Below are 26,605 nucleotides of genomic sequence, written 5' to 3' on the forward strand. Positions count from 1 at the left end.
GAACTGACATATTGCAGCATCTTCCTCCCCCACTTGTGGGGGAGGACCGAGGAGGGGGACAGCGAGCACCAACCGAGGAGGGGGACAGCAAGCACCAACCGAGGAGGGGGACAGCAAGCACCAACCGAGGAGGGGGACAGCGAGCACCAACCGAGGAGGGGGACAGCAAGCACCAAACTGCGGGCAATGATTACTTAACGTAAGCCAGCAAACTCAACGAATCGCGCGCCAGCGACTTACACTTCTTGTCGTTGGTAATGGCGATACCGCTCAAATCCTTGTAGCTCTCTTCGCCCAGCGACTTCATGTTGTAATTGCTGTAGTTGCTTAAATCCCAACGGTTCTGTTGGGCGAAAAACACCAGCGCTTTACGAATCTGTGCGTCCGGCAAATCCTGATAGCCACAATCGTTCTTGAGATAAACGAACACGGCGGTGAGGTCGGCCAGATCTTCTGCTTCGGATTCGCTCAGGGCAAAACTGGTGGAGGAGAAGCCAAGGAGTCCCGCCAGCAGCAGGATCTTGATGCTTTTCGTCATAATCATTCTCAACAAGGGACAATTTATTGACGTTAGCACAGTTATTGCCGCTATTCCGCTAAATTTGCCCTTTCGGGCCATTCCCACCCTTTTTATCAGTGCAATCTGTTTCAGGGCTTGACCCTCCCGCAGGGTAAAGGTTTACGCTGTGCCCTTATTCACGACAAGGATAAGAATATGCAACGTCGTCATTTTCTAAAGTTGACTGCCGCACTCAGCGCCGCCGGTGCGCTGCCGCTGTGGAGCCGCTCACTAATGGCCGCCACGCGCCCATTATTACCGATTCCCTCCATTTTGCAGCCTGATGCCCGCGGGCAATACACCTTGACCGCCATGACCGGTAGCAGCCAATGGAATGGCAAAGCGGTGCCTACCTGGGGATACAACGGTGGATTGCTCGGACCCGCGCTGCGTCTGCAACGCGAAAAAGCCGTCACGGTGAATATCCATAATCAACTGCCGGAAGCCACCACCTTGCACTGGCACGGGCTGGAGATCCCCGGCGATGTTGATGGCGGCCCGCAAGGGATTATTGCGCCCGGCGCGACGCGTCAGGTCAGTTTCACCCCCGATCAACCCGCCGCGACCTGCTGGTTCCATCCGCATCACCACGGCAAAACCGGTTATCAGGTGGCGCAAGGTCTGGCGGGTTTGGTGCTGCTGGAAGATGAAGCGTCCGGCAAGTTGCGTCTGCCGATGCAGTGGGGCGAAGACGATGTGCCGCTGATTTTCCAGGATAAGCAGCTGAATAAATCGGGAACGCAAATCGATTATCAGCTCGATATCATGCGTGCCGCCGTCGGCTGGTTTGGCGACATGATGCTCACCAACGGCGTGCAGTATCCGCAGCATGCGGTGCCACGCGGCTGGCTGCGTCTGCGTTTGCTTAACGGCTGTAACGCGCGTTCGCTGCATATCGCCACCAGCGATCAACGTCCGCTGTATGTGATTGGCAGCGACGGCGGTTTGCTGGCCGAGCCGGTGAAAGTGGATAGCTTGCCGCTGCTGCCGGGCGAGCGTTTTGAAGTGCTGGTGGATACGTCAGATGGCAAAGCCTTCGACGTGGTAACGCTGCCGGTGACGCAGATGGGCATGACGCTGGCGCCGTTTGACCAACCGCTGCCGCTGGTCAACATTCTGCCGCTGCGCGTGATGGCCAGCGGTACGCTGCCGGACAAGCTGGTGGATCTGCCGCCCATTCCCGCCACCGAAGGCCTGCAAAGCCGCTGGCTGCAGCTGATGATGGATCCGCAGCTTGATCAGCAAGGTATGCAGGCGCTGATGGATCGTTACGGCGATAAAGCCATGGGCGGCATGAAAATGGATCATGGCAACATGGCGATGAGTGATAGCGCGAAGACGATGGATCATGGCGATATGGCGATGGATCACGGCAGCCACGGCAAAACTGCCGCCTATGATTTCCATAACGGCAACAAGATCAACGGCCAGGCATTTAACATGACCAAGCCGATGTTCAACGTGGAATTGGGCAAAGTGGAGAAGTGGACGATTTCCGGTGAAGGCGATCAAATGCTGCATCCGTTCCACATTCACGGCACGCAGTTCCGCATCCTGTCCGAAAACGGCAAGCCGCCTGCGCCACATCGCGCAGGCTGGAAAGACATCGTCAGCGTTAACGGCTGGCGCAGCGAAGTGCTGGTGCGCTTCAACTATGTCGCCAACGCCGACAATGCGTACATGGCGCATTGCCATCTGCTGGAGCATGAAGATACCGGCATGATGCTCGGTTTTAGCGTCAGTTAACCGCAGCCTCCAGCGCCAGGCGGATATCTTCGATCAGGTCGTCAGGATGTTCGATACCAATCGACAAGCGCACGGTCGCATCGGTGATGCCAATACGTTGCCGTACATCCTGCGGCACGCCCGAATGGGTGGTGCTGGCAGGATGGCTGGCCAGGGATTCGGTGCCGCCGAGGCTCACCGCCAGTTTGAACAGTTCAAGCGTATTGAGGAAACGGAACGCCGCCGCTTGCCCGCCACGAATATCAAACGAGAAGGTTGAACCCGCGCCGCTGCACTGGCGCTGATACGTTTTGCCCGCCGGACTTTCAGCCGCCAGATACGGCAGCCAATGCAGTTTTTCCACCTGCGGATGATCGCGTAAAAACGCCGCCACTTTTTCGGCATTGCTGGTGGCTTTCTCCATGCGCAGCGACAGCGTTTCCAGCGAGCGGCCAATCATCCAGCTGGAGTGCGGATCCAGCTGCGTACCGATGGCGCTGCGCAGCGAGCGCACTTTGCCGACCAGCGCTTTGCTACCCAGCACCGCACCGGCAATCAAATCCGAATGGCCGCCGACATATTTGGTCAGTGAATAGAGCGACAAATCTGCGCCATGCTGCAATGGCTGCTGAAAAACTGGGCCGAGCAGCGTGTTATCGCAGGCGAGAATCGGCCGTGAACCTTGCTGCTGCGCAATCACATCCGCCACTTGCTGCATCAACTGGATGTCCACCAAACTGTTGGTGGGATTGGCGGGCGTCTCAATCAAAATCAGCGCCACGCGTCCGCGCTGCCACGCCAGCTTCGCCGCTTCATGCACCTTATCTTCATCGGTGCCATCGCTGAAACCCACCGCTTTGATCTCCAAATCGTGCAGCGTTTTGCTCAGCAGCGTTTCGGTGCCGCCGTACAGCGGCTGGGAATGCAGAATCACTTCGCCCGGACGCGCAAACGTCAGCAGCGTGGTGGCAATCGCCGACATGCCGGAGGAGAACAGCGCCGCACTTTCCGCGCCTTCATACACCGCCAGCCGATCCTCAACGATTTCGCTGTTCGGATGATTGAAGCGTGAATAGACCAGCCCGCCACTTTTGCCTTCCGGCGGCTGCTTGCGCCCGGCGACGAAATCGAAAAAGTCCTGTCCCTCTTCGGCGCTGTTAAACACAAAGGTGGAGGTGAGAAACACCGGCGGTTTCACCGCGCCTTCTGATAACTGCGGATCGTAACCGTAATTCAGCATCTGCGTTTCCGGGTGCAGCTCGCGCGTACCAATCTTGGTTTTTTTACTGGATGAAGCGGTCATAGGAACTCCAGAACTCGGCGGTAAAGGGGCGGACGTGTTCCTACAGTTAACGCCAGCGCGATAAATTTCGCCACGGAATCGTTTGCGTTCTGTGCGCGGCGTTAGACGCTGGCTCGTCTATGATAGACTTCGTGGCTTTCCAAAAACCGTAACTGGACGCATGCAATGAAACATACCGTCGACGTGATGATCTCCGAGCAAGAGATCGCAACCCGAATTGCCGAACTGGGCAAGCAGATCAACGAGCACTACCGCAATAGCGGCAGCGAAATGGTGCTGGTGGGTTTGCTGCGCGGCTCCTTTATGTTTATGGCCGATCTGTGCCGCGCCATCGACGTGCCGCATGAAGTCGACTTTATGACGGCGTCAAGCTACGGCAGCGGCATGTCGAGCAGCCGCGATGTGAAAATCCTCAAAGATCTCGATGAAGATATTCGCGGCAAGGATGTGCTGATCGTGGAAGACATCATCGATTCCGGCAATACGCTGAGCAAAGTGCGTGAAATCCTGCGCCTGCGCGAGCCAAAGTCACTGGCGATTTGTACCTTGCTGGATAAGCCAGAGCGTCGTGAAGTGGACGTCACCGTCGAATTTGTTGGCTTTACCATTCCCGATGAGTTCGTGGTCGGCTTTGGTATCGATTATGCCCAGCGCTATCGCCATCTGCCGTATATCGGCAAAGTTATCCCGACCGGTGAATAACCGCACAATCGTCCAAGGCTAAACTTCCCCGCCTGCGATACACTGCGCAGCCCGTAAGCCAACGGTTTATGGGCTGGCTCGACTCTCTGCTAAACTCCATTGATTTCTTAATGTTAATGACCGCGACATCGCTCGTGCGCATTACCATTTTCATAGGCCTTTGATGTCTCTACAACAAGGTATGGATTCGCAATGACATATGCACTGGAAATTTCCGGGCTGACCAAAACCTATCCCGGCGGCGTACAGGCGCTGAAAGGACTCGATCTCAACGTGGAAGCGGGCGACTTTTACGCCTTGCTGGGGCCAAACGGCGCCGGTAAATCCACCACCATCGGTATTATCAGCTCGTTAGTGAATAAAACCGGCGGCAGCGTGCGCGTATTTGGTTACGACCTGCAAAAAGACGTGGTCAACGCCAAGCGCCAGCTTGGGCTGGTGCCGCAGGAGTTCAACTTCAACCCGTTTGAAACCGTAATGCAGATTGTGGTCAATCAAGCCGGTTATTACGGCGTTGAACGCGCTGAAGCTAACAAGCGCGCGGAAAAATACCTCAATCAGCTCGACCTGTGGGGCAAACGCAACGAACGTGCGCGCATGCTTTCGGGCGGTATGAAGCGCCGCCTGATGATCGCGCGTGCGCTGATGCATGAGCCGAAGCTGCTGATCCTCGATGAACCGACCGCCGGCGTAGATATCGAACTGCGCCGTTCGATGTGGAGTTTCCTGAAAGAGCTGAACATTAAAGGCACCACCATCATCCTCACCACGCACTATCTGGAAGAAGCAGAAATGCTGTGCCGCAATATCGGTATTATTCAGAGCGGCGAGCTGGTGGAGAACACCTCGATGAAAGGCTTGCTCTCCAAGCTACAATCCGAAACCTTTATTCTCGATCTGGCGCCGCGTAGCCCGCTGCCGCAGCTGGAGGGCTTCCAGTACCGACTGGTCGATACCTCGACGCTGGAAGTGGAAGTGATGCGTGAGCAAGGTCTGAACAGCGTGTTCAGCCAGCTGAGCACGCAAGGCGTGCAGGTGCTGAGCATGCGTAACAAAGCTAACCGCCTTGAGGAGCTGTTCGTCAGCCTGACACAGGGAAAAACAGGAGTGAAAGCATGACGCACTTGTATTGGGTGGCGCTCAAGAGCATCTGGAGCAAAGAGATCAACCGCTTCGCCCGCATCTGGATTCAGACGCTGGTGCCGCCGGTGATCACCATGACGCTCTACTTCATCATCTTCGGCAATCTGATCGGTTCACGCATCGGCGATATGCACGGTTTCAGCTACATGCAGTTTATCGTGCCGGGCCTGATCATGATGGCGGTGATCACTAACGCTTACGCCAACGTGGCATCGTCGTTCTTTAGTGCCAAGTTCCAGCGCAACATTGAAGAGCTGCTGGTGGCGCCGGTGCCAACGCACATCATTATCGCCGGTTATGTCGGCGGCGGCGTGGCGCGCGGCGTGTGCGTGGGGATTTTGGTTACCGCGATTTCGTTGTTCTTCGTGCCGTTCCATGTGCATTCGTGGTCGATGGTGGCGCTGACGCTGCTGCTGACGGCGATTCTGTTCTCACTGGCGGGCCTGCTGAATGCGGTATTCGCGCGCACTTTTGACGATATCAGCCTGATTCCCACCTTCGTGCTGACGCCGTTAACCTATCTCGGCGGCGTATTCTACTCGCTGACGCTGCTGCCGCCGTTCTGGCAAGCGGTGTCGAAGCTGAATCCGGTGGTGTATATGATCAGCGGCTTCCGTTACGGTTTCCTCGGCATCAACGATGTGCCGCTGGTGTTCACGCTGTCGGTGCTGATCGCCTTTATCGTGGTGTTTTATGTGCTGGTGTATTCGCTGATTCAGCGTGGGCGCGGGTTACGTACGTAGATTTGGGAGTGATCTTCAAAAAGATCGCCATTCATGGCAACCAAAGAAAAGGGCGCGGTGTAAAAATCGCGCCCTTGTTGTATCAGGCGACCTGAACCGGCAACGCCTTAGCGAGGCGCTTCATTTCGTTATCGCCTTCGAAGTAGGCAACTTTCGGCTGCCAGCTGCGTGCGACTTCATCTTCGACCTGCACGTAAGAGCAGATGATCATGATGTCACCAGCGCAGGCGCAGCGTGCGGCGGCACCGTTGACTGAGATGATCTTCGAGCCACGTTCAGCGGCAATTGCGTAGGTGGAAAAACGCTGGCCGTTGGTGACGTTGTAAATATCGATGGCTTCGTATTGCAGAATGCCGGAGGCGTCGAGGAAATCCTGGTCAATGGCGCAGGAACCTTCGTAATGCAAATCTGCCTGAGTGACTTTAACGCGATGCAGTTTGCCTTGAAGTACGGTGCGAATCATAACTGTCTAACCTTGTTAAGCTGCCAATAAACAACGGAAAACTACTCCGTCAGATCCACTTGCTGATTATCAATCAGACGTGCATTGCCAAGCCATGCGGCCATCAAAATCACCGCGCGCTGGCTGTCCACGTTCAGCGCTTGTAAGGTTTCGGCATCGCAAATCGCCAGTCCATCCGGACGGAAACCCTTCTCACGCAACGCCACTTCCGCTTGCTCGATAATCTCTTCAACATGGCGCTCGCCGTTGCTCAGACGTTCGGCCATGCTGTTCATCACCTGGCTAAGACCGGACGCGATGTTACGCTCGTCGGCGGTGAGATAGCCATTGCGCGAACTCAGCGCCAGACCATCTTTTGCGCGTACCGTTGGCACGCCCACAATCTCGATATCGAAGCCCATATCCGCCACCATCTTGCGGATAATCGCCAGCTGCTGGAAATCCTTCTCGCCGAAGCAGGCGATGTCTGGCTGCACCAGATTAAACAGTTTGCTGACGATGGTGGAGACGCCGCGGAAGTGTCCCGGACGGCTGGCGCCTTCCAGCAGCGATGATAAACCCGGCACTTCCACGAAGGTTTGGCTATCCAGGCCTTTGGGATAGACATCGGCGGGCGCGGGCGCAAACACCAGATCCACGCTATGACGATTCAGCTTCTCGCAGTCGTCCTGCAGCGTGCGCGGATAGCGCGCTAAATCGTCGGGACGATCAAACTGCATCGGATTGACGAAAATTGAGACCACCACAACATCAGCGCGCTCGCGCGCTTCATCGACCAACGTTAGATGACCGTCGTGCAGGTTGCCCATGGTGGGCACCAGCGCGATACGTTTACCTGCCTGACGCCAGCGACGAATCTCACGACGCAGCATCGGCAGTGTTTCAATGATCAGCACTGCAAATCTCCTGATTTACTGGAAACTGTGTTCAGCGGCTGGATAAAGGCCCGCTTCAACGTCGGCGATATATTGGCGAATCGCTGCACGAATGTCGCCGGTTTCTGTGAGGAAATTTTTGGCAAATTTGGGAACGTGACCGCCGGTAATGCCAAAGGCGTCGTGCATCACCAGAATCTGGCCGTCAGTGACGTTGCCCGCGCCGATGCCGATCACCGGCACCGACAGCGCTTTAGTGATGCGTTCCGCCAGCGCCACCGGCACGCACTCCAATACCAGCAGCTGCATACCGGCGGCTTCCAGCGCCAGCGCATCGGCCAGCAGACGTTCAGCGGCGGCTTCATCGCGGCCCTGTACTTTATAGCCACCGAAGATGTTCACCGACTGCGGCGTCAGGCCCAAATGGCCGCACACCGGGACAGCGCGCTCGGTTAGCATACGCACGGTTTCCGCCAGCCACTCGCCGCCTTCCAGCTTCACCATATTGGCGCCGGCGCGCATCAGCTGTGCGGCGTTAGTAAACGTCTGTTCTGGCGTGGCGTAACTCATAAACGGCAGATCGGCCATCAGCAGCGCCAGCGGCGCGCCACGGCGCACGGCGGCGGTATGATAGGCGATATCGTCCACGGTGACCGGCAAGGTCGATTCGTGGCCCTGCACGGTCATGCCGAGCGAATCGCCAATCAGCATTACCTGAATGCCTTCATCGGCAAACAGGCGGGCAAAACTGAAGTCGTACGCCGTCAGCGTGGCAAATTTGCGCCCGCTGGTTTTGAGTTGGCGTAAATGGGAGAGGGTTGTTGGTTTCATCACACGCTCCAGAGTTTTCTGATGCGCGCAGTGTACTACGGCTTACTCAGACCACAAACGGATAGCGCTGCGATCCAGGGTGGCAAGAATCACAGATAAGGCTTGTCCATTCGGCAGCGACAATTGCGGGGCAATTTCCAGCAGCGGTACCAGCATAAAAGCGCGATTGTGCATGTCGTAGTGCGGCACGGTCAGGCGCGGCGTGTTAATGGTCTGGTTGCCAAACAGCATGATATCGAGATCCAGCGTGCGCGGTCCCCAGCGTTCAGCTTTGCGCACGCGACCCTGTTCCAGCTCAATACGCTGGGTATGATCGAGCAGCGCCTCAGCGTCCAGCGCGGTTTCCAGCGCCACCACCGCATTGAGGTAATCAGGTTGATCCGGCGGGCCGTACGGCGGCGTGCGATACAGGGAAGATGTGGCGATGCGCGAGGTATGCGGAATGGCATCGAGCGCGGCCAACGCTGCATCAACCTGATGCAGCGGATCGGCCAGATTACTGCCTAAAGCGAGGTAAACGCGGGTCATTGCGGACTGTTTGTGCGAGGCCCGGTTGGACGGCGACGCGGACGGCGCGGTTTACGGCGCGGGGCCGGATCGTCGCCCAGCGTGGTCATCATGGTTTTCTGCTGCACCGGTGCCGCCGCCTGGAACTCGCCCCACCAATGCGTCAGCTTTTGCAGCTCAGGATTGTTTTCCACGTCGGCACGCAGCGCCATCAAATCGTAAGCGGCACGGAACTTAGGATGCTCCATCAGCTTCCACGCACGTTTGCCGTGACGACGCGACATGCGCAGCTGCAGCTGCCAGATATCACGAATCAGCGTGGTGATACGCTTGGGAATCGCCAGCGCGCGGCAGGCTTCATCCAGCGTTTCGTTCATCGACAGGGCGAAAGCATCGTAATAGGTCAGGCCGCTTTCCTGCGCAATGCGTTCGGCGGATTCCAGCTGCGGATACCAGAACATTGCGGCAAACAGGAAGGCCGGATTGACGCGCATATCATTTTGCAGGCGGGTATCTGTGTTTTTCAGAACCTGCGCCAGCATACGCTCCATCAGGCTGTCGCTTTCGGCGGTGAAACCGCGCGTCAGCATCGGGAACAGCGGCTGGAACAGCTGATATTCACGCATCATCTGATAGGTGCGGTAGCCGTAACCGGCTTGCAGCAGCTTGAGCGACTCTTCAAACATGCGCGCCGGCGGGATGTCATTCAGCAGCGTTGCCAGACGCGGAATCGGCTCGGCCGTTTCTGCCGCGATACGCATCTGCAGCTTGGCGGCGAAGCGCACCACACGCAGCATGCGCACCGGATCTTCGCGGTAGCGCGTTTCCGGATCGCCAATCATGCGAATGATGCCTTCGTGCAGATCGTGCAAGCCACCGACGTAATCACGTACGGTGAAATCGGCCACGCTGTAATAGAGGCTGTTGATGGTGAGATCGCGGCGTTGGGCATCGTCTTCAATGCTGCCGAAAATGTTGTCGCGCAGCAGCATGCCGTTCTGGCCGCGCTGCGAGCTGTTGCGATCTTCTTCGCTCTCTTCATGATGATGACCACGGAAGGTGGCGACTTCGATCACTTCCGGACCGAACATCACATGTGCCAGACGAAAACGACGACCGACCAAACGGCAGTTGCGGAACAGCTTGCGCATCTGTTCAGGCGTGGCGTTGGTGGTGATATCAAAGTCTTTCGGCTTGCTGCCGAGCAGCAAATCGCGAACGCCGCCGCCAACCAGGTAGGCTTCGAATCCGGCTTTGTTCAGGCGATAGAGCACTTTGAGGGCGTTTTCGCTGATATCTTTGCGTGAGATGTTGTGGCTTTCTCGTGGAATGACAGTCATCTGACCAGGACTTTCAGCTTCCACCTCTTCAGGCGCCTCCTCATCACGCTTGAGGACTCTCCGGCAAAAATTAGCGACTCGGGTAAAAATGGGACACCTCGACAGTGAGAAAAAGGGTGTTAATAAAATCAGCGGCTAATCATAGCCTGTTGAGAACCATTTAGGAATGGTGATGTCGTTTCATCCTCTTTAAGACCGTTCTGCAACGGAATCAGGCGGATATTCCACTGCGCGACGGCCTGTTTCAACAGGCTTTCCAGCGATTCATCCTGCCAGCCAGCCGAAACCGGCTGACCAAGAAAGCGTAAAGCCTGCACCAGCAGCGGCCGCGCATCGCCAGCGGGCAGCGCGGGCGCATGATTCTGCTTGGAAAGCTTGTTGCCATCGCGATTGACCGCCAGCGGCAAATGCAGATAATCCGGCACTGGCCAGGCAAACTGCTGATACAGCGCAATCTGGCGCACCGTGGGCTCAATCAAATCCGCGCCGCGCACGATTTCCGTTACGCCCTGAAAATGGTCATCAACCACCACCGCGAGATTGTAGGCAAACAGCCCATCACGGCGATGGATAATAAAATCTTCCTGCGCCAGCTGCGCTTCAGCCTGTAAATGGCCACGCAGGCGATCGTCAAAGCCGCTAACCGGCGCATGCTGACGCAGGCGCAGCGCGGCGTTGTCCGGCGGCAGCTGCAAATCGCGGCAGTGACCATCGTAAAAACCGCCCAGCTGCTGGATACGGCTACGCGTGCAGGTGCAGAAGTAACTTTGTCGATGCGTTTGCAGCCAGCTTAGCGCGGCGCGATAGGCATCGTGGCGCTGTGACTGCCATAAAACGTCGCCATCCCAGTAAAGACCATAATGTTCCAGCTGCTGCAAAATACGCGTTGCGGCACCGGGAACTTCACGCGGGGGATCGATATCTTCGATGCGCACCAGCCAGCGTCCCTGTTGCGCGCGCGCACTCAGGTAACTGCCTAACGCAGCAATCAGCGAACCAAAATGGAGGTCACCAGAAGGGGAGGGAGCGAAACGCCCAATGCAGTTTGAAGGATTCATAACGAAGTGTACCGCACGTCGGGAAAACAGGGATTTTCCCGGCTGTGCGGTAGCAATTTGCTTACGGCCATTAGCCAGCCATCTGCTTCTCGCGGATTTCTGCCAGCGTTTTGCAGTCAATGCAGAGATCGGCAGTCGGACGCGCTTCAAGGCGGCGAATACCAATTTCTACACCGCAGGAGTCGCAGTAACCGAAATCGTCGTCATCCACTTTCTTGAGCGTTTTCTCGATCTTTTTAATGAGTTTGCGCTCACGATCGCGGTTACGCAATTCCAGGCTGAACTCTTCTTCCTGCGCAGCACGGTCGACCGGATCCGGGAAGTTGGCAGCTTCGTCCTGCATATGTGACACAGTGCGATCTACTTCATCCCGAAGTTGGTTGCGCCAGGCTTCCAGAATCTTACGGAAATGGCCTAGCTGGGCGTCGTTCATATACTCTTCGCCCGGTTTCACCTGATACGGCTCCACTCCAGCGATGGCGAGGATACTCAGGGACGATGTTTTACGGTTTTGCCCTTCTTGCATGTTGTTTCTCCTGGATAACACGCACTTCCCTAGATACGTCAAGTTGCATGTGTGTTGACTGTGTGCCTGCAACCTAAACGATTTAGGGCTTATCGATTCCCATAAAGGGAAAAAAACAGGCCGCTATAAATAGCAGAAGCAATCAAGGTTGGCAATTATTCCTGACCACTACTTGACAAGCCTCTGAACAATCGCGTATTCAGCGCCTCGCCCAGAACATTCCTATCACACCAAATTGCCTTAAATATTACAACGCTACGTTAATCGGTTGCGTAAGTAATATCTTTAACGGTGAAATTTGAGCTTGATACGCCAAAACTTCCACACCATCACGCTGCGCCTGTTCCAGTAGTTCTGCGTAGTGCACGTCGATATGGCGTGCCGGGGAAACGTCCTCAATCCCTGTATGCAGAACTGCGAACAACAAAACGGCTCGATGACCTTCTGCCACGATGGTGCTCAATTCGCGCAGATGTTTCTGTCCACGAGCCGTCACCGCATCCGGAAAATAGCCTTTACCTGCTTGTAAAAGGGTGACGGACTTGACTTCAATATAGCAGTTGGATCGGCCATCCGCTTGCAGCAGGAAGTCAATTCGGCTTTTTTCCGTGCCGTATTTCACTTCAGGCTGGCAGCGGCTGTAAGCGGATAATTCCGGAATCGTGTCGAGCGTCAGCGCCTCGCGCACCAGCTGATTGGCGCGCAGCGTATTCACGCAGATCCAGTGGCCTTGTTGGGTCTCGGTGAGTTCCCAACTGTGCGGATATTTCCGCGTGGCACTGCTGGATGTCGAATACCACACGGTATCGCCCGGCGTGGCGCAGCCGGTCATCGCGCCGGTATTGGCGCAGTGAATGGTCAGCGTTTCACCTTCTGGCGTAACCACATCGGCTAAAAAGCGTTTGTAACGGGCGATCAAACGGGCGGGTTTAAGCGGCGGATCGAATTCCATTTACTCTCCTGCGGATGATAGTAGCGGCCAGCGGGCCAGCGCCTGATAACGTGTGCGGCCGCGCGTCACGTTCGAAGCGAACAGCGCAAAAAGGCGGATATCGGTGCGCCAGTGAAAACCGCGCGGCGGCAGCGCGATCTGTGACGCTGCTTGGCGCAACAGCGTGACGTGCGGATGAAACGGCTGCGGGCTCTGTGCGCAGCCATGACGTGCGGCTTGTGCGCGCAGCAGGCTGGCGAGCTGCAGTAATCCGCGCGGCGCCCGCTGACAACCGAGCCACACCACGCCGGGACGCGGCCAGTGACCGGCGTCATCCAAATCGAGGGCAAAACCGGGCTGTTCGATGCGTGAGGCCAGCCGCTGCAGCTTGCGAGACGTCTCATCGCTGACCTCGCCGAGAAACGCCAGCGTCAGGTGCAGGTTAGCCGCCGCCACCGGTTTCCCGGCTTCGGCAGCAAAATTATCCGCGCGCCACTGCACCAACTGTTGCTGGAGCGGAGCGGGCAGTTCAAGAGCAAAAAACAGACGTTGCGTTGCCAGGTTGGCCTCCGGTAATCCGCGCCTCAGAGTGCTACAATGCGCGCCATCTTAGCACAGGCATTTTGGGAGTTGAGTTTGAGTGAGTTACCGGTAAGCGAGGTGCTGACTGCGTTGCTGGACGCGCTGGCGCAGTCGCCGCAGGTGTTGCTGGCGGCGCCGACCGGCGCAGGTAAATCGACCTGGCTGCCATTACAACTGCTGCAACACGCCCCATTGCCCGGCCGCATCATCATGCTGGAGCCGCGCCGACTGGCGGCACGCAACGTGGCGCAGCGTCTGGCAGAACAGCTTGGCGAGCAGCCGGGCGGCATCGTTGGCTATCGCATGCGCGGTGAAAACTGCTGCGGTGCCAACACGCGCCTCGAAGTGGTCACCGAAGGCATTTTGACGCGCATGTTGCAGCGCGATCCGATGCTGGAAGGCGTCTCGCTGGTGATCCTCGATGAATTCCATGAACGCAGCCTGCAGGCCGATCTCGCGCTGGCGCTGCTGCTCGATGTGCAGCAAGGATTACGCGACGATCTGAAAATCCTGCTGATGTCGGCCACGCTCGATAATCAGCGTTTACGTCAGCTGCTGCCGGATGCGCCCTTTGTGGTCTCAGAGGGCCGCAGCTTCCCGGTCACGCGCCGCTATGCCTCACTCAACAGTCAGCAACGTTTTGAAGAAGCGGTAGCGCGCGAGGTGGCGCAACTGCTGCGCGAAGAGTCAGGATCGCTGCTGCTGTTCCTGCCCGGCGTGGCGGAGATCGAACGGGTTAAGCGCGAGCTGGAAGCGCGGGTCAGTGACGAGGTGGATCTTTCTCCTTTATATGGCGCGCTGTCGCTGGAGGCGCAACGCCGCGCCATCCTGCCGTCTCCGGCGGGCCGCCGAAAAGTGGTGCTGGCGACCAACATCGCCGAAACCAGCTTGACCATCGAAGGTATCCGCTTAGTGGTCGATAGCGCGCTGGAGCGCTCGGCGCAGTTTGACGTGCGCAGCGGCGTGACGCGGCTGCAAACGCAGCGTATCAGCCAGGCGTCGATGACGCAGCGCGCTGGTCGTGCTGGTCGTCTGGAACCTGGCATCTGCCTGCACTTACTGCCACAAGAGCAGGCGCTGCGTGCGGCAGCGCAGAGTGAACCGGAAATTCTCAATAGCGATTTGACCTCGCTGCAGATCGATCTGCTGCAATGGGGTTGTCAGAATGCGTCGCAGCTTATGTGGCTTGACGCGCCGCCGCCGCGCAACGTGCGTGCAGCGTGCGAGCGGTTAACCCAGCTAGGCGCGCTGGAGAATCACCAGCTCAACGCGCGCGGTCGAAAAATGGCCGCGTTGGGCAGCGATCCGCGCCTGAGCGCGATTCTGGTGGCTGCCGGGCAAAACAACGATGCCATCGCCAGCGCCGCGCTGCTGGTGGCGATTCTGGAAGATCCGCCACGCAGCGGCAGCGTCGATCTGCGTGATGCACTCAATCATCCGCAGCCGCACTGGCAGCGCCGCGCGCGTCAGTGGCAGAGGCGGCTCAACACCAGCGGCGGCACCATCAATCCCGATCTTTTCCCGCAGCTGCTGGTCGCCGGTTTTGCCGATCGTCTGGCGCAGCGTCGTGGCGACAGCGCGCGCTATCAGCTGGCGAACGGCATTGGCGCGATGATCAACGAGCAGGATGGTTTGCGCCGCTACGAGTGGCTGATTGCACCGATGCTGCTGCAGGGCGCCAGCGCCGCCGAAGCGCGCATGTTACTGGCGCTGCCGGTGGATATCGACGCGCTGCGCCGCGAATGCCCCACCTTAATTGAGCAGCGTACCGACGTGGAGTGGGATGAAGATAAAGGCACTTTGCGCGCGTGGAAACGCGAACTGATCGGCGCGCTGGTCCTAAAAGCGCAGCCGCAGGCACGCCCGGAGGCGGAAATATTGCATCCGGCGATGCTGCGCTGGATCCGCGAAAAAGGATTGTCGGTGCTGGGCTGGAAAGAAGACGCCGAACAGCTACGCTTGCGGGTGCACTGTGCCGCGCAGTGGCTGCCGGAAGAGGCGTGGCCGGCGCTGGACGATGAAAGCCTGCTCGATACGCTTGAAAGCTGGCTGCTGCCGGAGATGAGCGCGGTACGCGATCTGAAAGGATTGCAGAGCATCAACCTTGTCAGCGCATTATTACATTTGCTGACATGGTCACAACGTCAGCGGCTGGATACTGTGCTGCCAACTCATTACACTGTGCCGACCGGAAGCCGCCTGCCGATCCGCTACGATGCAGAGAAGCCACCCGCGCTGGCGGTGCGGATTCAGGAGATGTTTGGCGAAGCACAGAACCCAGCGGTGGCCGATGGCCGCGTACCGCTGGTGTTAGAGCTGCTCTCGCCCGCGCACCGTCCGCTGCAGATCACCCGTGACCTCGCGGCGTTCTGGCGTGGTGCGTATCCCGAAGTGCAGAAAGAGATGAAAGGGCGCTATCCAAAGCATCCGTGGCCGGACGATCCGGCCAACGCCTTACCCACAAGGCGGACCAAGAAATTTTCATCGTGAAACGCAGTGGACCGAATTCAGAGGGTTCTGCCATGCGTAGCACGAGTAAGCAGTTGTAGACTAAATAGAGTAACGGCCGCCGCCGTAGCAATACCTGGAGAATAAAAGCATGTCTGGGAACGATCGCGAACCTATTGGGCGCAAAGGAAAAGCGCCAAAGCCGCCGCGCAGCACTGCGCGTCGGGGTCGCCGCAGGGAACTTGATGATGATATCGATCAGGACGATTTTGACGAAGAAGATGAGGAGAGTGGACCGGTGCCACCAAAAAGTAAAAAACGTCCGCCACGCGGCAAACGTCGCTGGTTAGGCTGGTTGATTAAACTCTTCCTGGTCTTTGTGGTGGTGATGGCTGCCTGGGGCGTCTATCTCGACTCGGAAATCCGCAGCCGCATCGACGGTAAAGTGTGGCAACTGCCTGCTGCCGTTTATGGCCGCATGGTCAGCCTCGAACCGGGCATGTCGTACGACAAAAAAGAGATGATTGCGCTGCTGGAAGGCACGCAGTATCGCGAAGTGTCGCGCATTACCCGTCCGGGCGAGTTTAGCGTCAAAGGCAACACCATTGATCTGCTGCGCCGTCCGTTTGATTTCCCGGACAGCAAAGAGGGGCAGATCAACGCGCGCCTGACCTTTAGCAACAATGAGCTGAGCGAGATTAAAAACCTCGATACCGGCCGCGATTTTGGCTTCTTCCGCCTCGATCCGCGCCTGATCACCATGTTGCAGTCGCCGAACGGTGAACAGCGTCTGTTCGTGCCGCGCGCCGGTTTTCCGGATCTGCTGGTGAGCACCTTGATCGCCACTGAAGACCGCCACTTCTACGAGCACGACGGCATTAGCCCGTATTCGATTGGTCGTGCGTTCCTCGCCAACATCACCGCCGGTAAAGCGGTGCAGGGCGGTAGTACGCTGACGCAGCAGCTGGTGAAAAACCTGTTCCTCACCAACGAGCGTTCGCTGTGGCGTAAAGCGCGTGAAGCCTATATGGCGGTGATCATGGATGCGCGCTACAGCAAAGATCGCATCCTCGAGCTGTATCTCAACGAGGTGTATCTCGGCCAGACCGGTAATGACCAGATCCGCGGTTTCCCGCTGGCGAGCCTTTACTACTTCGGTCGTCCGGTGGATGAGCTGAGCCTCGATCAGCAGGCGATGCTGGTCGGCATGGTGAAAGGCGCGTCGCTGTACAATCCGTGGCGTAACCCGAAACTGGCGCTGGAGCGACGTAATCTGGTGCTGCGTTTGTTGCAGCAGCAGAACGTCATCGATCAGGAACTGTATGACATGCTGTCGGCGCGTCCGCTTGGCGTGCAGCCAAAAGGCGGCGTGATCACGCCTCAGCCGGCATTTATGCAGATGGTGCGTAACGAGCTGCAGGCTAAGCTCGGCGACAAAATGAAAGATCTCTCCGGCGTGAAGATTTTCACCACGCTGGATGCGATTTCGCAGGATGCCGCAGAGAAAGCGGTGATTGAAGGCATTCCAACGCTGAAAAAACAGCGTGGCCTAAAAGATCTGGAAACCGCAATGGTGGTGGTGGATCGCTTCAGCGGTGAAGTGCGCGCCATGGTCGGCGGTGCCGATCCACAGTTTGCCGGTTACAACCGCGCGCTGCAGGCACGTCGTTCGATTGGCTCGCTGGCAAAACCGGCCACCTATCTCACCGCGCTGAGCCAGCCGAACAGCTATCGCCTCAACAGCTGGATCGCCGATGAACCGATTGCGCTGAAACAGCCGAATGGCACCATCTGGAAACCGATGAATGACGATCGTCGTTTCAGCGGCAAAGTGATGCTGGTGGATGCGCTGACCAACTCGATGAACGTGCCAACCGTCAACCTCGGTATGACGCTGGGACTGGATGCGGTGGTCGATACCTGGAACAAGCTCGGCGTGCCGAAAGATCAGCTGCATCCGGTGCCGTCAATGCTGCTCGGTGCGCTGAACCTGACGCCGATTGAAGTGGCGCAGGCGTTCCAGTCGATTGCCAGCGGCGGTAACCGCGCTGAGCTGTCGGCGGTGCGTTCGGTGATTGCGGAAGATGGCACGGTGCTGTATCAGAGCTATCCGCAGGCGCAGCGTGTTGAACCGGCGCAGGCGGCGTATCTGACGCTCTACACTATGCAGCAGGTCGCCGATCACGGTACCGCGCGTGCGCTGGGTGCGCGTTATCCTAAAGCGCATCTGGCAGGCAAAACCGGTACCACCAATGACCTGATCGATAGCTGGTTCGCCGGTATTGATGGCAAAGAAGTGGCGATTACCTGGGTTGGCCGCGATAACAACCAAACCTCGAAGCTGTACGGTGCCAGCGGTGCAATGCAGCTTTATCGTCGCTATCTCGACAACCAGGCGCCAATGCCGCTGGTGCTGACGCCGCCGGAAGATATCACGCAGATGAATATCGATTCTGCCGGTAACTTTATCTGCGGTACGGGCAGCAGCACATGGCGTTCGCTGCCGGTGTGGTCGCTGGATCCGAACGCGCTGTGTCAGCAGCAGCAAGAGCAGGTTCAGCAACAACAGCAGCAGTTGCAGCAGCAACAAGAGCAGCAACAGCAGCAACAACAGCAGCAGCAGCAGCCACAGAATGAGCAGAAAGATTCTGACGGCGTGGCGGGTTGGATTAAAGATATGTTCGGCAGCAAATAAGTTGCTGAGAAAACACAGGGCGCTGCGGCGCCCTTTTTCATGCTTAGGATTGGTTGAGGGGTCTTAGCGAGGCACAAATAATTTCAGCGATTTTTTCGCCTGCTGTTCTCTCCTCAATTTGCAGTTCTTCCCTCAGAACCCGTTCCCGAGTGGCTTTCATCGGATCGCGTCCGGCGACGATATTGTCGACAAAAGTAAAAATATCCTCTTCCTGCCAGGCCACGTCGTAGGCGTTATAGATGAAGTCAGCGGTGCGATTCAGGCCATAACAGCTTTCATGAGTCAGGTAGAGAATCGGTTTTTTCGACGGCAAATATTCGAATAAGAATGAACCCGCGTCAGCGAGCAGCGCATCCGAACGAGCAAACGTCTGTTTGTAATCATGTCCGCTATCCCACTCCACATTTGAACGATGTTTTGCGGCATCAAACAGTTGCTGATACAGGCTGCGCGCGGTTGCGCTGGCTTCCCCTATCCACTGACTCAGTAGCGGGTGAGGGCGAATGATCAAATGGATATCCGCACGCTCAATCAGCTTTAAAAAAGCGGCGCCGTAGAGCGTAAAAGTGGTAGACATTTTGCGACCGTCAGGCAGCACAAAATGCGGCGTCCAAAGCAACGTTTTGATCTTTGTGGGTGGCTTTTCGTCGGGCAGATGAAAGCGGCGCTGATAGTGGTCAAACTTGGGGTGACCCGTAACATAGACGTGGTTGTTGCCCGCGTCGCACTGAATACCAAACTCCGCTTTATGTCGCTCCGAGCGAGAAAAAATCCACGTCGCCAGATTTTGGCACAGCAAATTAAATTGATAGAGTTGGACCTCTTCACTGATGCCGCTATCGAGCGCATAAGGGATGTAAGCAATTTTCACGCCGCGCTCATGCAGGTAGTCGCTGCGAAAGGCTTCGGGGCGTGCTTCGTCGTAAGGGTTTTGCAAGAACACCACATCGGGCTGACGCTGCTCCAACTGATAGTCTTCAAATCCTGTGTAATCCAGCCCTCTTTCACGCAGAATCTCACGCTGAATATCGCCATTAACATCGCTCGCCTTCCAGTTCAGGTAAGGCACCACCACGATGCGGCAATCGAACGCGGGATTGGCCTGCATCGCCTCAATCACCGATTCAAAGTTCGTCCAACCCGGTGGCCACTGGAAGTAAAAGTCGACTTTAATGGGGCCTGAAGTGGAGGGTGTGAATTTGGCGGGCGCAACGATTTGACTCAACGGTTTTCTGAAGAGTGCGCGGTAATCTACCGTTCGATTTTCGATATCGCTTTTATCGAGCCGTTGTGCACCGGCGTTGGGGAATACGCCCAGCCAAAGATCCTGCTGTATCAGGCTATTCCAGTGCACATCAAGGGCATATTGTGCCTGCGCACCACCTTGCAGTTGCGCCTGCAGCGCCTCGCGATAGTTTTCAATCAGCGTGGTGTAATAGCGGTGATTCACGATATAGGCGCATGCGCACCACGCGAAGTTAGCGCGCACGATATAGTCCACACTTTTTAACGGCGTGACGCGGCGATAATTGGCCGCCAGAAAAGCCACTTGCCAGTTGATTTGCGGCAGGGCGGCAAAGTAGCGGTTGAGATTGTCGTAGTTCTTCTGGTTTTCATTGAAGCTAAAGTCATCCTCCAGAATCAGCACGCGCTCCCAGCCGTTATCGCGTGCCATCTCCAGCGCGGCGATATGCGATTGTGTGCAGCCGATGTAGCCCTTTTCATGCTTGATCGCGTCCAGGCGAACGATTTTTTCAGCGGTTAAACCCAGCTTTTTAAGTTGTTTAGTGATGCGGGTTAATCGGTCTTTGCGTTTCTTCAAATTGATAAAGATAACGCGATCAACAATGTTCCAGTTTATAGCGGTCATGACTGTGTCTGCAGGAAGGAGAATGCAGGACATAAGCAATTAGCGGGCCATTTTTTTAACTTTATGATTTTAATGGTTATCGTAGGTTTGATGCTCTGTCGGGATGAAATAAACTTCCTCTGTGCGGCAATGCAATTTCCCGATTGGCGGCCTCCGCTCCTTTTATTGCTGATTTATTATTTGCGATCATGAATATGCGCGATCTGGCTGTAAACGCCGCGCTTACAGGCATTAATCGTTGCGAATATGGCGCTATTTCGCCTAAAATCCGTGCGTCATAATAATCATTCTCGTTTGTATTCGCCTGCATCGACTTTTTTCGAGAGACCTCACTTATGAATACGCGAAACACCAATCCTTGTTTCTTACGCCCGCGTTCGCTGGCTTGGTTTATTTCACTGACTATGGGTACGTTCAGCGTGCAGGCGTTGGCAGAAGATACCGTGGTGGTTAGCGCCGATGGCGGCAGCGGTGTCGAACAAGAGAAAGCGTGGGGCCCGTCGCCAACCATTGCGGCCAAACGCAGCGCCACCGGCACCAAAACCGATACGCCGATTGAGAAGAACCCGCAGTCAATCTCGGTAGTCACGCAGGAAGAGATGGCGATGAAAAACGTCACCAGCGTGAAAGGGGCTTTCAACTACACGCCAGGCGTGTTGACCGGTAACCGCGGTAGCTCCAATGTCATCGATGCGCTCTCTATTCGCGGCTTCAGCGAAACCAACACCAACCAATATCTTGATGGCCTGAAACTGCAGGGTGATAACTACTCTGAGTTTGCTATCGATCCTTATTTCCTTGAACGCGCCGAACTGTTGCGCGGTCCGGTTTCGGTGCTGTACGGCAAGAGCAATCCGGGCGGCGTGGTGTCGCTGGTGAGTAAGCGTCCGACGCAGGAGACGCTGCGTGAAGTGCAGTTCCAGATGGGCACAAACAATCAGTTCTCCACGGGTTTCGATTTCGGCGGCTCGCTGGATGATGACGGCGTTTACAGCTATCGCCTGACCGGTCTCGCGCGTAGCGCCGATGCGCAGCAGGATATGAACAAAGAGAAGCGCTACACCATTGCGCCATCATTCAGCTGGCGTCCGGATGAGAATACGCGTTTCGATTTGCTAACCTACTTCCAGAACGAACCGGAAACCGGCTATTACGGCTGGTTGCCGCGTCAGGGCACCGTGGTGGGCATCACGCGTCCTGACGGCAGCAGTTACAAGCTGCCAACTAACTTTGATGAAGGCGAAGACAGCAACAAGATTTCGCGCAACACGAGGATGGTGGGCTACAACTTCGAGCACAGTTTCAACGACACCTGGACGGTGCGGCAGAATTTGCGCTATGCGGATCTGAGAACGGATTATCGCAGCATTTATGGCAATGGTTTTAATGCCGCAACACAGCAAATCACCCGCGGTTCAGCGGTTTCTGATGAAAAGCTCAACCAGTTTGCAGTCGATAACCAGGCGCAGGCCAAATTCACCACCAGTCAAATTGATCACACACTGTTGCTGGGTGTCGATTTCCAGCGCACGCGTAATGATATTGATGCGCAATTTGGTACCGCATCACCGCTGAATGCCTTTAATCCACAATATGGCGACGACAGCGTGACGCCGTTCCCTAATCCTTATCAGCACCTCAATAAGCAGCGCCAAACCGGTTTATACGCGCAGGATCAGATGGAGTGGAACCGCTGGGTGTTAACCCTCGGCGGTCGTTATGATTACGCGATGAACTCGGTCTATGATCGCGTAGCCAATAGCGTTGATCGCCAGAACGATCAGGCTTTCACCTGGCGTGGCGGGCTGAACTATGTGTTTGATAACGGTATCGCACCTTACTTCAGCTACAGCGAAGCCTTCATTCCGAACTCAGGTTCAACTTATGATGGTCAAGCCTTTGATCCTTCCCGCGCGAAGCAGTATGAAGCCGGTGTGAAATACGTTCCTAAAGATCGTCCGGTGGTGTTGACGGCGGCGGTGTATCAGCTGACCAAAACCAAAAACCTGACGGCCGATCCGGATACCCTTAACCACCCAAATGCCAGCATTCAGAGTGGTGAAATCCGCTCGCGTGGCGTGGAGCTGGAAGCCAAAGCCGCGCTGAATGCCAACATCAATATGACCGCGTCTTATACCTACACTGATGCGGAATACACCGAAGACACTAACCTGAAAGGCAAAACGCCGGTGCAGGTGCCGAAGCATATGGCATCGCTGTGGAGTGATTACACCTTCCATGAAACGGCGCTGTCGGGCGTGACCGTAGGTGCAGGTGTACGTTATGTCGGCGAGAGCAAAGGGTTGTACGCCAGCGGCGACGATGTGAACCAAAACTTCGACGTAGCCGGTTACACCACCGTTGATGCCGCGCTGAAATACGACCTCGCACGCTTTGGCATGCCGGGCTCCACCATCGGCGTTAACGTCAATAACCTCTTTGATCGTGAATACGTCGCCAGCTGCTACCGCGACTACGCCTGCTACTGGGGCGCTGAGCGTCAGATTGTCGGTACTGCGACTTTCCGTTTCTAATCGTGTTACGCAGGTCGCCATCAATGGCGACCTACAGATTAACCAGGGATTATCATGCAGCATCCGCACCACGCAGAAACCACCTTCAGGCTGGATAACGTCAGTTTTCGTGTGCCAGGCCGCACGCTTCTGCATCCGCTGTCTCTTACCTTTGCACCGGGCAAAGTCACCGCGCTGATTGGTCACAATGGTTCTGGCAAATCCACGCTGCTGAAAATGCTCGGTCGTCACCATGCGGCGAGTGAAGGGCGCGTGTTGCTGAATGAGGACGCGGTAGATAACTGGGGCAGCAAAGATTTTGCGCGTCAGGTGGCGTATCTGCCGCAGCAACTGCCCGCGGCGGAAGGCATGACGGTGCGCGAGCTGGTGGCGATTGGCCGCTATCCGTGGCACGGCGCGCTGGGCCGCTATGGTCAGGAAGATCGCGATCGGGTGGAAGAGGCGATTACGCTGGTGGGATTAAAGCCTTTTGCCGGGCGTCTGGTGGATAGCCTTTCTGGCGGCGAGCGCCAGCGTGCCTGGCTGGCGATGCTGGTGGCGCAGAACAGTCGCTGCCTGTTGCTGGATGAACCGACCTCGGCGCTGGATATCGCCCATCAGGTTGATGTGCTGGCGCTGATTCAGCGTCTCAGCCGCGAACGTGGGCTGACGGTGATTGCGGTGCTGCACGATCTCAACATGGCAGCACGCTATTGCGATCGTCTGGTGGCATTGCGCGGTGGCGAAGTGATTGCCGAAGGAGGCCCCGAGGTGATCATGCAGGCCGATGTGCTGGGCAACATTTACGGTATTCCGATGGGCATTTTGCCGCATCCGCTTGGCGGCGCGCCCGTCAGTTTCGTTTATTAAGGCCTCGCCATGTTCGACATTTCTCGCCGCCGCCTGCTGACGGCGCTGGCACTTTCCCCGTTGATGTCCGCGTTGCCGCTGCGTGCCGCCATACCGGATGCGCAGCGCATTCTGGCGCTGGAGTGGCTGCCGGTGGAGCTGCTGATGGCGCTCGGCGTGACGCCACTCGGGGTGGCCGACATGCACAACTACAACATTTGGGTTGGCGATCCGCAGCTGCCGTCCAGCGTTATCGATCTTGGCTTACGCACCGAACCCAATCTGGAGCTGATGACGCAGCTCGAACCTTCACTCATCCTGCACTCCAATGGTTATGGTCCGGCGCTGGATAAGCTGCAGCGCATCGCGCCAACCATGGGTTTTGACCTCAACAGCGGCGACGGCAAACCGCTCAGCACCGCGCGTCACTCATTACAGGCGCTCGGCGCGCGTCTTGGCCGTGAAGCGCAGGCCGTGCAGCATCTGCAGTATGTGGATGAGCAGCTGGCGGCGGCGCGTGAACGCCTCAGGCCGTGGGCCGATCGTCCGGTGCTGCTGATGTCGCTGATGGACAGCCGCCACGCGATTACCTTCGGTAAAAACAGTTTGTTCCTTGAGGTAATGGAGATCCTTGGCTTGAGCAATGCCTGGCAGGGCGAAACCAACTTCTGGGGCAGTGCAGTCGTTGGGCTGGAGCGGCTGGCGGAAGTGGGTGATGTGCAGGTGATCTGCTTCGATCACGATAACGATCGCGATATGCAGCAGGTGATGGCCACCGCGCTGTGGCAGGCGCTGCCGTTTGTGCGCGCGCAGCGTTTCCAGCGCGTGCCGGCGGTATGGTATTACGGCGCGACCTCTTCGGCGCTGAAATTTGTCCGCGTGCTGGAACACGCGCTGGAGTCGCACTGATGCGCAATCGTCTTTTTCCCGTCGCGCTATTGAGTACGGTGTTTCTGCTGGCGCTGGCCTTAACCGTGATCAATCTGCGCCAGGCGCTGCCTATCGATCAATGGTCGCAGGCGTTTTTTGCGCCTGACGTCAACAACATCCAGCAAGTGGTGTTTCATCACAGTTTGCTGTCGCGACTGGCGCTGTCGCTGCTGGTTGGCGCGGGCCTTGGCCTCGCCGGTTTGCTGTTTCAGCAGGTGCTGCGCAATCCGCTGGCGGAACCCACCACGCTTGGCGTGTCGTCGGGCGCTCAACTGGGGATTACCGTCGCGACGTTATGGCATTTGCCGGGCGGCGAGTTCACGCAGCAGTTTGCGGCGATGGGCGGCGCGGTAATTGTCGGTATTCTGGTATTCGGCGTGGCCTGGGGCAAACGTCTGTCGCCGGTGACACTGATTCTGGCTGGGCTGGTGCTGAGTTTGTACGCCGGTTCGGTGAATCAAATCTTCGCGATCTTCAATCACGATCAGTTGCAGAACATGTTCCTGTGGAGCACCGGCGCGCTCAACCAGCTGGATGGACACAATGTGGCGCAGCTGTGGCCGCGTCTGCTGCTGGCGTTTGTGGTGGCGCTGGCGCTGCTGCGTCCGCTGACGCTGATGGGGCTCGACGATGGCGTAGCAAAAAACCTCGGTCTGGCGCTGTCGGCGGCACGTATTGCTGCGCTGGCGCTGGCGATTTTACTTAGCGCGCAACTGGTCAATGTTGCAGGCATCATCGGCTTTATCGGCCTGTTCGCGCCGCTGCTGGCGAAGATGCTCGGCGGGCGTCGCCTGATGAGCCGCATGATGTTGGCGCCGCTGATCGGTGCGCTGCTGCTGTGGCTGGCCGATCAGTGCGTGCTATGGCTGACCAGCCACTGGCGTGAAGTGTCTACCGGCACGGCGACCGCGCTAATCGGCGTGCCGATTCTGCTTTGGTTGCTGCCGCGCCTGCGTACCGGATCGGTACCGCCAGCGCTAAATCAGGGCGATAGCGTGCCGGCTGAGCGGCAGAAGGTCTTACGCTGGTGTTTGATCGGATTGCTGATTCTGGGCGTATTGAGTTGGGTTGGTATTACCTTTGGCCGCGATGCGCACGGCTTTGCGTGGGTGGGCGGCGATATGCTGCAGCAGCTGCTGCCGTGGCGCGCACCGCGCGTATTGGCCGCGCTGATGGTGGGCATGATGCTCGGCGTGGCGGGTGCGCTGATTCAGCGGCTTACCGGTAATCCGATGGCGAGCCCGGAAGTGTTGGGCATTAGCTCGGGTGCAGCGTGCGGCGTGGTGGTGATGATGTTCTTCGTGCCGGGCGATGCGGTGGCGTGGCTGTTGCCTGCCGGTGCGCTGGGTGCGGCGTTGACGCTTATGATTATTATGCTGGTGGCGAGTCGCGGCGGCTTTTCGCCAGAACGCATGTTGCTGGCGGGCATGGCGCTTAACAGCGCGTTTGTCACGCTTTTGATGGTGCTGCTGGCCAGCGGCGATCCGCGCATGGCGGGCTTGCTGAGCTGGATCTCCGGTTCAACCTACAACATCAATATGCAGCAGGCCGTGCAAAGCGCGGTGGTGGGTGTGGTGCTGATTTCGCTGGCGCCGCTGGCAAGTCGCTGGTTGACGCTATTGCCACTCGGCAGCGCTACCGCGCGTTCAGCGGGCATGGCGCTCACTACCTCGCGCCTCAGCCTGCTGCTGCTGGCGGCGGCATTAACCGCCACGGCAACCTTGACCATCGGGCCGCTGAGCTTTATCGGGCTGATGGCGCCGCATATCGTGCGCATGCTCGGGTTCCGCCGTGCATTACCACAGGTGTTGATGGCCGGTTTGTTGGGCGGCGGCTTGATGATTTTCGCCGACTGGTGCGGCAGGATGCTGGCGTTTCCGGATCAAATTCCAGCCGGGTTGATGGCGACCTTCTTTGGTGCGCCGTATTTTATCTGGCTGTTGCGGCGGGCGTAATCAGGGTAACCCGGAATGGCGACTCCACAACGACGGTAGAGTGCGCCATTCAGGCGG

22 protein-coding genes are annotated in these 26,605 nt (G+C 57.2%); 10 read left to right on the forward strand and 12 right to left on the reverse strand.

Features of this window, described 5'->3' with window-relative positions; translation table 11 throughout:
• Positions 1-190: 190 nt before the first annotated feature.
• Positions 191-538, reverse strand: coding sequence for a YacC family pilotin-like protein (locus tag ACYAC5_RS03750; RefSeq protein ID WP_007888732.1), 348 nt, complete (start codon positions 536-538; stop codon positions 191-193).
• Between the two features lie 177 nt (positions 539-715).
• Between ACYAC5_RS03750 and cueO the strand changes: the two genes are divergently transcribed.
• Positions 716-2,305, forward strand: coding sequence for a multicopper oxidase CueO (gene cueO / locus ACYAC5_RS03755; RefSeq protein WP_462062421.1), 1,590 nt, complete (start codon positions 716-718; stop codon positions 2,303-2,305).
• On the opposite strand, the gene ACYAC5_RS03760 is transcribed toward cueO, so the two are convergent.
• On the reverse strand, positions 2,298-3,587 hold the full coding sequence (locus ACYAC5_RS03760; protein ID WP_176970672.1) for a cystathionine gamma-synthase family protein: 1,290 nt from the start codon (positions 3,585-3,587) through the stop codon (positions 2,298-2,300). The two genes, cueO and ACYAC5_RS03760, sit on opposite strands and share 8 nt — an antisense overlap.
• 165 nt (positions 3,588-3,752) lie before the next feature.
• Here ACYAC5_RS03760 and hpt point away from each other — a divergent pair, with 165 nt between their 5' ends.
• The 3 genes from hpt to ACYAC5_RS03775 all read left to right on the forward strand — a co-directional run bounded on the left by hpt (position 3,753) and on the right by ACYAC5_RS03775 (position 6,175).
• Entirely contained in the window at positions 3,753-4,289 is a 537-nt protein-coding gene (gene hpt / locus ACYAC5_RS03765; protein WP_192235688.1) for a hypoxanthine phosphoribosyltransferase, read from the forward strand.
• 192 nt (positions 4,290-4,481) lie between these two features.
• Positions 4,482-5,408: an ABC transporter ATP-binding protein gene (locus ACYAC5_RS03770; protein WP_101762077.1), complete on the forward strand. Its 927-nt coding sequence runs from the start codon at positions 4,482-4,484 to the stop codon at positions 5,406-5,408.
• Positions 5,405-6,175 carry an ABC transporter permease gene (locus ACYAC5_RS03775; protein WP_101762076.1) on the forward strand — a complete coding sequence of 257 codons (771 nt, stop codon included), beginning with the start codon at positions 5,405-5,407 and terminating at the stop codon, positions 6,173-6,175. The genes ACYAC5_RS03770 and ACYAC5_RS03775 overlap by 4 nt, the downstream gene beginning before the upstream one ends.
• An 82-nt stretch (positions 6,176-6,257) precedes the next feature.
• Here ACYAC5_RS03775 and panD read toward each other — a convergent pair whose 3' ends face one another.
• The 9 genes from panD to thpR form a co-directional block, all read right to left on the reverse strand.
• The gene (gene panD / locus ACYAC5_RS03780; RefSeq protein WP_007888760.1) at positions 6,258-6,638 is read right to left on the reverse strand and encodes an aspartate 1-decarboxylase; all 381 of its coding nucleotides are present in this window, start codon (positions 6,636-6,638) and stop codon (positions 6,258-6,260) included.
• 41 nt (positions 6,639-6,679) lie between these two features.
• Complete coding sequence (panC, locus tag ACYAC5_RS03785) at positions 6,680-7,534, reverse strand: pantoate--beta-alanine ligase (protein WP_192412372.1); 855 nt, start codon at positions 7,532-7,534, stop codon at positions 6,680-6,682.
• Between the two features lie 15 nt (positions 7,535-7,549).
• Positions 7,550-8,344: a 3-methyl-2-oxobutanoate hydroxymethyltransferase gene (gene panB, locus ACYAC5_RS03790; RefSeq protein WP_462062425.1), complete on the reverse strand. Its 795-nt coding sequence runs from the start codon at positions 8,342-8,344 to the stop codon at positions 7,550-7,552.
• 42 nt (positions 8,345-8,386) lie between these two features.
• Complete coding sequence (gene folK / locus ACYAC5_RS03795) at positions 8,387-8,872, reverse strand: 2-amino-4-hydroxy-6-hydroxymethyldihydropteridine diphosphokinase (protein WP_192235679.1); 486 nt, start codon at positions 8,870-8,872, stop codon at positions 8,387-8,389.
• Positions 8,869-10,281, reverse strand: a complete 1,413-nt coding sequence (gene pcnB / locus ACYAC5_RS03800) for a polynucleotide adenylyltransferase PcnB (RefSeq protein ID WP_206098210.1) — start codon at positions 10,279-10,281, stop codon at positions 8,869-8,871. Before pcnB ends, folK begins: the two co-directional genes overlap by 4 nt.
• 38 nt (positions 10,282-10,319) lie before the next feature.
• Positions 10,320-11,249, reverse strand: coding sequence for a tRNA glutamyl-Q(34) synthetase GluQRS (gluQRS, locus tag ACYAC5_RS03805; protein ID WP_101762066.1), 930 nt, complete (start codon positions 11,247-11,249; stop codon positions 10,320-10,322).
• Between the two features lie 70 nt (positions 11,250-11,319).
• Positions 11,320-11,775, reverse strand: coding sequence for an RNA polymerase-binding protein DksA (dksA, locus tag ACYAC5_RS03810; RefSeq protein WP_007888770.1), 456 nt, complete (start codon positions 11,773-11,775; stop codon positions 11,320-11,322).
• Positions 11,776-12,022: 247 nt separating this feature from the next.
• Complete coding sequence (sfsA, locus tag ACYAC5_RS03815) at positions 12,023-12,727, reverse strand: DNA/RNA nuclease SfsA (protein WP_277974537.1); 705 nt, start codon at positions 12,725-12,727, stop codon at positions 12,023-12,025.
• Entirely contained in the window at positions 12,728-13,267 is a 540-nt protein-coding gene (gene thpR / locus ACYAC5_RS03820) for an RNA 2',3'-cyclic phosphodiesterase (protein WP_312465159.1), read from the reverse strand.
• Positions 13,268-13,303: 36 nt separating this feature from the next.
• Between thpR and hrpB the strand changes: the two genes are divergently transcribed.
• Together hrpB and mrcB are read left to right on the forward strand one after the other, a co-directional pair.
• Complete coding sequence (hrpB, locus tag ACYAC5_RS03825) at positions 13,304-15,778, forward strand: ATP-dependent helicase HrpB (protein ID WP_462062429.1); 2,475 nt, start codon at positions 13,304-13,306, stop codon at positions 15,776-15,778.
• A gap of 109 nt (positions 15,779-15,887) precedes the next feature.
• A complete protein-coding gene (mrcB, locus tag ACYAC5_RS03830) occupies positions 15,888-18,431 on the forward strand; it encodes a bifunctional glycosyl transferase/transpeptidase (RefSeq protein ID WP_309835888.1) in 2,544 nt (847 codons plus the stop codon).
• A gap of 43 nt (positions 18,432-18,474) precedes the next feature.
• On the opposite strand, the gene ACYAC5_RS03835 is transcribed toward mrcB, so the two are convergent.
• Entirely contained in the window at positions 18,475-20,301 is a 1,827-nt protein-coding gene (locus tag ACYAC5_RS03835) for a glycosyltransferase family 25 protein (RefSeq protein WP_462062431.1), read from the reverse strand.
• A gap of 335 nt (positions 20,302-20,636) precedes the next feature.
• Here ACYAC5_RS03835 and fhuA point away from each other — a divergent pair, with 335 nt between their 5' ends.
• The 4 genes from fhuA to fhuB are packed head-to-tail and all read left to right on the forward strand — an operon-like array spanning position 20,637 to position 26,548.
• Complete coding sequence (fhuA, locus tag ACYAC5_RS03840; protein ID WP_462062433.1) at positions 20,637-22,835, forward strand: ferrichrome porin FhuA; 2,199 nt, start codon at positions 20,637-20,639, stop codon at positions 22,833-22,835.
• Between the two features lie 54 nt (positions 22,836-22,889).
• A complete protein-coding gene (gene fhuC / locus ACYAC5_RS03845) occupies positions 22,890-23,684 on the forward strand; it encodes a Fe3+-hydroxamate ABC transporter ATP-binding protein FhuC (RefSeq protein ID WP_007888799.1) in 795 nt (264 codons plus the stop codon).
• 9 nt (positions 23,685-23,693) lie between these two features.
• Positions 23,694-24,572 (forward strand): Fe(3+)-hydroxamate ABC transporter substrate-binding protein FhuD, encoded by an 879-nt coding sequence (fhuD, locus tag ACYAC5_RS03850; RefSeq protein WP_222234368.1) that lies wholly within the window; start codon positions 23,694-23,696, stop codon positions 24,570-24,572.
• Complete coding sequence (gene fhuB / locus ACYAC5_RS03855) at positions 24,572-26,548, forward strand: Fe(3+)-hydroxamate ABC transporter permease FhuB (protein WP_280172473.1); 1,977 nt, start codon at positions 24,572-24,574, stop codon at positions 26,546-26,548. Before fhuD ends, fhuB begins: the two co-directional genes overlap by 1 nt.
• The last annotated feature ends 57 nt before the right edge of the window (positions 26,549-26,605 follow it).

It is taken from the genome of Pantoea sp. y20 (assembly GCF_054903455.1).